The following is a 5,539-nucleotide window of genomic DNA, read 5'->3' on the forward strand; positions in this document are numbered from 1 at the left end:
GCACGGGAAATTTGAACGGCTTTGTAATGTAATCATTCGCGCCCGCATCCAGGCCCAGAATGGTGTCGGCATCCGAATCATGCCCGGTCAGCATCAGGATCGGGCATTTCACCCCGGTCTTGCGCAACCGGCGACACAGCTCGCGCCCGTCGGTATCGGGCAGGCCCACATCGAGGATCACCATGTCATAGGCTGCGGCCTTGGCCTTCTCCATGCCCTCCAGGCCATTGGCGGCCTCGAACACGTCGAAATCCTCGGTCATCACCAGCTGTTCCGACAGCGCCTCGCGCAGGTCGTCATCATCATCCACCAGCAGGATCTTGCGCAGCTGAGCCATGGGGGCCTCCGTTCTCTGTGGCTTCAGACATGCGCGCAGGCCCGGCTTGCGGCAAGGTTTGCAACAGGGTTTTCACGCGCTCGTGTCACAGCCGCGTGATATGTTTCAATTTCCCCCGCAGCCCGTTACATCTGGGCGCGAAAGGAAGCCCCATGTCCCTGACCCCCAGCATCATCGAACGGCTGACCCGCGCCCGCGGCGATTTGCGCATGGGGGTGCCGGTGGTGCTGACCTCGGAGGCAGGCGCCGCGGTGGCCGTGGCGGTCGAGGCGCTGACACCCGCAAGGCTCGCCGATCTGCGCGGCCTTGGCACGCCGGAACTGGCGCTGACCGCGCGGCGGGCCGAAACGCTGCGCGCGCGCGTTTATCATGGCGATGTGGCGCGGCTGGCGGTGCCGGCGGATCTTGGCACCGCCTGGTTGCGCGCCATGGCCGACCCGGCCGATGATCTGCGCGTGCCGATGAAAGGGCCCTTCACCTGCCTGCGCGAGGGCGATGCAAACCTTGCCCGCGCCGCCATCCGGCTGGTGAAATCGGCGCATCTGCTGCCCGCCGCCGTGCTGGTGCCAGTGGCCGATCCAGCGGGCGATCTGGCGGCGCTGGTGGCGCAGGGGCTGACCTGCATCAACCTGACCGAGGCCGCACCAGAGCTGGACGCCGCGAGCGTGATGAACGAGGTGGTGGCCGCCCGCCTGCCGATGGTCGCCTCGGAGCGCGGGCGGGTGCATATCTTCCGCCCCGAAGATGGCGGCGAGGAGCATTACGCCATCGAGATCGGCCAGCCCGACCGCAGCCAGCCGGTGTTGGCACGGCTGCATTCGGCCTGTTTCACCGGCGATGTGCTGGGCAGCCTGAAATGCGATTGCGGCCCGCAGCTGCGCGCGGCTCTGGCCCAGATGGGGGCCGAAGGGGCGGGGGTGCTGCTCTACCTCAACCAAGAGGGGCGCGGCATCGGCCTTGCCAACAAGATGCGCGCCTATTCCTTGCAGGATCAAGGCTTTGACACGGTGGAGGCCAATCACCGGCTGGGGTTCGAGGATGACGAGCGCGATTTCCGCATCGGCGCCGCGCTGCTGCGGCGCATGGGCTTTTTGGCGGTGCGCCTGCTGACCAATAACCCGCGCAAGATCGCGATGATGGAGGGGCAAGGCCTGACCGTGACAGAGCGCGTGCCGCTGAAAGTGGGCGAGACCGCGCAAAACCGGGCCTATCTGGCGACCAAGGCCGCGAAATCGGGGCATCTCCTGTGATCACCGTCACCCCCACCGGCGCCCTGTTCCGGGGCCGCCGCTTTCCCTGCACCATCGGTCGCGGCGGCCTGATCGCCCCCGAGGCCAAGCGCGAGGGCGATGGCGCCACGCCCTTGGGCGAGCATCGCATCATCGGCATGCTCTATCGCCCCGACCGCATCGCGCGCCCCGCCCCCTGGGCCGAGCCGATCCTGCCCGGCGACCTGTGGTCCGACGATACATCCGACCCGATGTATAACCAGTGGGTCCGGGCGCCCCACAGATTTTCGCACGAAAATCTGCGGCGGGCCGATCCGCTTTACGACCTCGTGCTGCTGACCGACTGGAACTATCCGCTGGCCGAGGCCGGGCGCGGTTCGGCGATCTTCCTGCATCGCTGGCGCAGGCCCTGCTATCCGACGGCGGGCTGTGTGGCCTTTGCCCCGCGCGATCTGGCCTGGATCGCCGCACGTCTCACCCCCGGCGAGGGGCTGCGCATCCTCGGCTGAGCTTTTCAAAGCGCTTTCAAATCGCTATGCTCGCCCGAGCAGCGGGAGGACAGTATGGCGCGCAAGGCAAAGACCCAGCAGGACGAGATTTTCACGCTGCGACTTCAGCGCAGCGCGCCCGATCTCTGGCCGATGCTGGAGGCGCTTTATGGCAGCCACCCCGATTACACAGGCTTTTGCGACCGCCTGCTGACCGCGCTGCACAGCGCCTGGGCGGCCCGCCCCGCCGATCTGCGCCGCCTTGACCTGCACCGCGATCTGGAACCCGACTGGTTCCAGCGCCCCGATCGGGCGGGCTATGTCTTCTACATCGACCGTTTCGCGGGCAGCCTGCGCAACGTGTTGGACAAGCTGGATTATCTGCAAGAGCTTGGCATCACCTATGTGCATCTGATGCCCTGCCTGAAACCGCGCCCTGGCGACAGCGATGGCGGATACTCGGTGATGGATTACCGCGCTATCAACCCCGATCTCGGCACGATGGAAGATCTGGAACAGGTCGCCAGCGCCCTGCGCGACCGGGGCATGAACCTGTGCATTGATCTGGTGCTGAACCATACCGCCAAGGAACACGCCTGGGCCGAAGCCGCCCGCGCCGGCGACCCGGCCTATCAGGATTACTACCTGATGTTCGATTCGCCCGAGCTGCCAAATCGGTTTGAAGAAACGCTGGTCGAGGTCTTTCCCGACAATGCGCCCGGCAATTTCACCCATGATCCCTCGACCGACAAATGGGTCTGGACGACCTTCAACGACCATCAATGGGATCTGAACTGGGCCAATCCGCAGGTCTTTCTGGAAGTGACCGAGATCATGCTCTTCCTCGCCAATCGCGGCGTCGACGTGCTGCGGCTGGATGCGGTGGCCTTCATGTGGAAGCGCATGGGCACGCGCTGCCAGTCGGAACCCGAGGTGCATATGCTGTTGCAGGCCCTGCGCGCCTGTTGCCGCATCGCCTGCCCCGCCGTGCTGCACCTGGAGGAGGCCATCGTCGCCCCGGCCGAGATGCTTCCCTATCTGGGGCGCGGGCGGCATGACGGCAAGGAGGGCAACCTCGCCTATCACAACAGCCTGATGGTGCAATTCTGGAATGCGCTGGCCACCCGCGACACGCGGATGATGACCCATGTGCTGCGCACGCATTTCCCCGCGACGCTGACCAATGCCACTTATGCGACCTATATCCGCTGCCATGACGACATCGGCTGGGCCATCACTGATGAGGATGCGGGCGTGTTTGGCATCAGCGGCCCGGCCCATCGCGCCTGGCTTGCGGATTTCTATGAGGGGCAGGCGCCGGGCAGCTTTGCCCGGGGGCGGCTGTTTCAGGAAAACCCTCTGACCGGCGACAAGCGCATCTCTGGCAGTTTCGCCGCCTTGGCAGGTCTGGAAAAGGCGGTGAACGAGGGCGATGGTCCGGCGGCGGAGACCGCAGTGCAGCGTATCTTGCTGGGACATGCCCTGATCGCGAGCTTTGGCGGTATCCCCTTGATTTATATGGGGGATGAGCTGGCGATGCTGAATGATCACAGTTATCTCTCCGTGCCGGAACATGCCCATGACAGTCGCTGGGTGCATCGGCCCCGGATGGATTGGGCGCTGGCTGCGGCGCGCGAGGGGGACAGCCCCTCGGCCCGTTGCTTCCAGGGCCTGCGGCATATCCTCGCCCACCGTCGCGCGGTGGCCGAGCTGCATGGCGGCGTGCCCACGGTCGTGCTGGTGCCACCGGTGCCGGGGCTGTTTGCTGTGGCCCGGCGCGGCCCGGCGCGGACGGTGCTGTGCCTGTTCAACTTCACCGATGGCTGGCTGCATGTGCCGGAAGGCTGGCTGCGCGCCGAGGGGATGCAGCAGCTGTATGACGAGCTGTCAGAGGCGCAGGTGACCCTGCATGACGGCGGGTTGTCGCTGCCGCCGCAGGGTCGGGTCTGGCTGGTCTAACGCGCGCTGCGCGTCCCGAAAATGGCGCTGCCCACCCGCACATGGGTGGCGCCATGGGCAATGGCGCTTTCAAAATCGCCGCTCATACCCATCGACAGGCCTTGCAGGCCGTTGCGCGCGGCAATTTCGGCCAAGGCCTTGAAATGCGGGGTTGAATCCTCGCCATCAGGGGGAATGCACATCAGGCCCGCCACCGGCAAATCCATCAGCTGACAGGCCTTGATGAAATCATCGGCCTGATCCGGCAGGACGCCTGCCTTTTGCGGCTCGGCCCCGGTATTGACCTGCACGAACAGCTCGGGCGAGCGCCCCTGCGCCTGCACCAGGCGCGCCAGCTTTTCGGCCAGCGACGGGCGATCCAGCGTGTGAAGGGCGTCAAACAGCTCCAGCGCGGTCTTGGCCTTGTTGGTCTGCAACGGGCCGATCATATGGACCGAGACTCCCGCGAATTGCTGGCGCAGATCGGGCCATTTGCCAGCGGTTTCCTGCACGTAATTCTCGCCGAAAATGCGCTGCCCGGCCTCCAGCGTGGCAACAACCCGCTCCAGCGGCTGCACCTTGGAGACAGCGATCAGCGTCACCGCCCCCTCCGGTCGCCCCGCGGCCTGCGTCGCCGCTGCGACCCGCGCCTTGATCTGCTCCAACCCCATGGCCCGCCCCTTTTGACGTTTGCCCAGAGATAGAACCCTGATCAGAAAAAGAAAAGAGCGGGCCGAGGCCCGCTCTTTCCTTCGTTTTGATCCGTTAGGATCAGAACGACATGGTGATGCCGAGGTCGGCAACGGTGTCAGCCAGGTAGTCGGAGTCAACCACACCGGCTTTCAGAGCAGCGCCGCCGCCCAGGTCGTAGGCAACGCCCAGACCGAAGGTGTCGGCATCGGTTGCACCGAGGTCGTCACGACGCACGAAGGCGGTGAGGGTGGTGGCGTCCATGCCGTAGTCGACCGACAGACCGAACGATTTTTCAATCGCGGTGTTTTTGAAGTCAGCGTAGTAGGCTTTGACTTTGGCAGCGCCGATGTTGCCCGAACCACCCAGGATGATTTCCTCAGCGGTGTCGTTGCCCGGGGTGCCCGACAGGTAGGCCAGAGCGACCGAGTAAGCGTCGGTGCCGTAGGAAGCGCCGATCGAGTACGAAGCGTCTGCGTCAACGGTGGTCGGGTCGTTGTCCGAACCGTCGGTCATGCCGAGGTGGAAGCCGATGGCGCCGGCCGAGTACGAATACAGAGCGCCGGTGCCGTCGAAGTCATTGCCGTCATCGCCGTTGATGTACGGGATGTCCGAGAAATCGCCGAGGCCGGTGTAGCCCACGCCCGACAGGTCGCCCAGAGCGGCTTCACCAGCCGAAACGACGTCGCCCATGGCGAGCTTGCCGAAGCCACCCGACACCCAGATGGTGCCTTTGCCCATGTCGGTATTGCCTTTGGCGCCGCCTTCAGCGTCGTCACCAGCTTGGTCAGCGCGGAACGAAGCGCCGAACGACAGGCCGTTGTCCGACTCAGCCGACAGATCGAACACGACGCGAG

Annotated in this window: 6 protein-coding genes; 3 read left to right on the top strand and 3 right to left on the bottom strand. The window is 65.2% G+C overall.

Annotated elements, in window-relative coordinates:
- A partial coding sequence (locus tag JNN06_RS05775; protein ID WP_291238645.1) for a response regulator occupies positions 1–337 on the bottom strand: 337 nt, incomplete at its 3' end.
- Positions 338–489: 152 nt separating this feature from the next.
- Here JNN06_RS05775 and ribA point away from each other — a divergent pair.
- The 3 genes from ribA to JNN06_RS05790 are packed head-to-tail and all read left to right on the top strand — an operon-like array spanning position 490 to position 4,013.
- The gene (ribA, locus tag JNN06_RS05780; RefSeq protein ID WP_291238646.1) at positions 490–1,587 is read left to right on the top strand and encodes a GTP cyclohydrolase II; all 1,098 of its coding nucleotides are present in this window, start codon (positions 490–492) and stop codon (positions 1,585–1,587) included.
- Positions 1,584–2,075 carry a L,D-transpeptidase family protein gene (locus JNN06_RS05785; protein ID WP_291238647.1) on the top strand — a complete coding sequence of 164 codons (492 nt, stop codon included), beginning with the start codon at positions 1,584–1,586 and terminating at the stop codon, positions 2,073–2,075. Before ribA ends, JNN06_RS05785 begins: the two co-directional genes overlap by 4 nt.
- 54 nt (positions 2,076–2,129) lie before the next feature.
- Entirely contained in the window at positions 2,130–4,013 is a 1,884-nt protein-coding gene (locus JNN06_RS05790; protein ID WP_291238648.1) for an alpha-amylase family protein, read from the top strand.
- Here the strand turns inward: JNN06_RS05790 and JNN06_RS05795 are convergent.
- Together JNN06_RS05795 and JNN06_RS05800 are read right to left on the bottom strand one after the other, a co-directional pair.
- A complete protein-coding gene (locus tag JNN06_RS05795) occupies positions 4,010–4,663 on the bottom strand; it encodes a YggS family pyridoxal phosphate-dependent enzyme (RefSeq protein ID WP_291238649.1) in 654 nt (217 codons plus the stop codon). The genes JNN06_RS05790 and JNN06_RS05795 overlap by 4 nt on opposite strands.
- 100 nt (positions 4,664–4,763) lie before the next feature.
- The coding region (locus tag JNN06_RS05800; protein WP_291238650.1) for a porin at positions 4,764–5,539 on the bottom strand (776 nt) is incomplete at its 5' end.

The organism is Gemmobacter sp., assembly GCF_016792925.1.
GTDB lineage: Bacteria > Pseudomonadota > Alphaproteobacteria > Rhodobacterales > Rhodobacteraceae > Gemmobacter.